This window comes from Devosia sp., assembly GCF_017307565.1.
Taxonomy (GTDB): Bacteria; Pseudomonadota; Alphaproteobacteria; order Rhizobiales; family Devosiaceae; genus Devosia.
The window spans coordinates 1-1,928 of the sequence record NZ_JAFKHD010000470.1; the positions used below are offsets into that span (position 1 = coordinate 1).

General features: G+C 64.4%; 2 protein-coding genes. Both read left to right on the plus strand.

The features are described 5' to 3' along the window. The first annotated feature begins 155 nt into the window (after positions 1-155). Positions 156-1,340: an MFS transporter gene (locus J0I64_RS20755; protein WP_291411867.1), complete on the plus strand. Its 1,185-nt coding sequence runs from the start codon at positions 156-158 to the stop codon at positions 1,338-1,340. Then, positions 1,333-1,815, plus strand: coding sequence for an MmcB family DNA repair protein (locus J0I64_RS20760; RefSeq protein WP_291411870.1), 483 nt, complete (start codon positions 1,333-1,335; stop codon positions 1,813-1,815). Before J0I64_RS20755 ends, J0I64_RS20760 begins: the two co-directional genes overlap by 8 nt. Positions 1,816-1,928: the final 113 nt, after the last annotated feature.

The window sequence follows — 1,928 nt, forward strand, 5'->3', positions numbered from 1 at the left end:
TTCGTTGCCTTCCTCCTCGGGCCGCCGCTTCTGGGCTATATCGGCGAGCATTTCGGCATTCAGTGGGTTTTCGGTGTCGGCATTCCGCTGGTCCTGCTTGGTTTCACGACCGCCCACGTCCTTGCCCCCAAACCCGTTCTGCGTGAAGCAACCTCATGATCGCCCCGCAACACCGCATCTATGCGAGCTTTTTCCTCTTCGCCGTGACCACGGGCGCGCTGATGGCGCGTCTGCCCGATATCCAGACCCATCTCGGCATTTCCGAAGGCCAGTTGGGCCTGACCATGATCGGCATGGCCATCGGCTCGCTCATCGCGCTCACTTTTGGGCCGCCGGTGGTCGAAAAGCTCGGCTTCCGCAAGACCGCGCTTCTGACTGTTCTCGGGCCGGCAGTGCTGTTTTCGACCATTCCCTGGCTGCCGGTGGCGCCGGCCATGTTCGTCGTGCTGTTCTTTGCCGGGCTGCTCGCCGGTGCGCTCGAGATCAATCTCAATGTCGAAATCGACCGGCTTGAAGTGCAGACTGGCCAGCGTTTCATGAACCGGGCGCACGGCTTCTGGAGCGTCGGCTTTTTCGTCACCGCGCTCTTTGGCGCAGTGATCCGTCAGTCGGGGCTCTCGGCTGGCTGGCATCTTGGCATCGTGGCCGTCATCGTCGTCCTTGTTGCCGGTTCGCTGCTGTTTTCGGCGACCGAAGCGCCAAAACCGGTGCGGGCGGGCGATAGCGGCCATCGTTTTGCCTTCCCCAATCTCGGTCTCCTGCCGCTCTGCCTCATTGGCTTTGCCGCCTTCCTCGTCGAGGGCGCCGGGATCGACTGGTCGGCTATCTACATGCGCAATGTCTTTGCCGTGGAGCCGTTCATCGGCGGTATGGGCCTGACGCTCTTTGCCTTCTTCATGGCGGCGATGCGCCTTTCGGCCGACCCGATCGTCGCCCGTTTCGGGCCGCGCAATGTCGCCATGGTGATGCTGACGGCCGCAAGTCTCGGCGCGCTGCTGGTCGGCACGGCGCCGTCGGCTGAACTGGCGCTGGTCGGCTTTGCGCTGATGGGCGCGGGCTGTTCGGCGGTCTATCCGCTGGCTGTCTCAGCCGCGGCGCAGCGCACGGATCGCCCGGCGGCGGTCAATGTGGCGGCCATCGGCCAGGTAAGCTTCGTTGTCTTCTTCCTCGCCCCGCCGCTCCTTGGTTTCGTTGCCGAATATCTCGGCATCCGCATGTCCTATCTCATCTGTCTGCCGCTGCTGCTGGCTGGCCTCTGGGCCTCGAGCTTCGCGCTTGGCACGCGGAGCGTGGAGGCGCCGCACGGCATGCCGCCCGAGCCGCTTGGTCCAAATGGGTGAGGGTCTGCCGCCGCGCGACCTGCCCGAGATCGTCGATCTCCGGCAATCGGCCACGGCCCTGCGCGTGCAGCGCGGGGTCATGCGCATGCTGCGCGAACGGCACGACATGGCATGCTACGCCGAAGTGCCGCTCAGCAACGGGCGGCGCGCCGACGTTCTCGCGGTTGGCCCCAAGGGCGAGATCTGGATCGTCGAGATCAAGTCGAGCCTCATCGACTTTCAGGTCGACCGGAAATGGCCGGAATATCGGGAATTCTCCGACAAGTTTTTCTTTGCCAAACCCCCGGAACTGGACGCCGAAATCTTTCCCGAAAGCGAGGGGCTGATCGTTGCCGACGGGCATGATGGGGCCATTCTGCGCGATAGTCCGGATACTCCGCTCGCTCCGGCGCGGCGCAAGGCGCTGATGCTGAAACTGGCGCGCATGGGGGCGGACCGGATTCACGTGTTGATGGATCCGGGGCCGAGGGTTTAGCACGAGGGCTGTGCAGGTTTTCCCAACCCCGCCCGGCCCTGATGAGGCCCGCCGGCTGGACGCAAAAGGCTGTTCCGGACTTCACAAGCCCGGCGAACAAGCCTACCGCTCCG

What these genes read in the sequence shown, in the direction of transcription:
- J0I64_RS20760 (WP_291411870.1), top strand. Translation starts at nt 1,333, where the DNA reads ATGGGTGAGGGTCTGCCGCCGCGCGACCTGCCCGAGATCGTCGATCTC.
- J0I64_RS20755 (WP_291411867.1), top strand. Translation starts at nt 156, where the DNA reads ATGATCGCCCCGCAACACCGCATCTATGCGAGCTTTTTCCTCTTCGCC.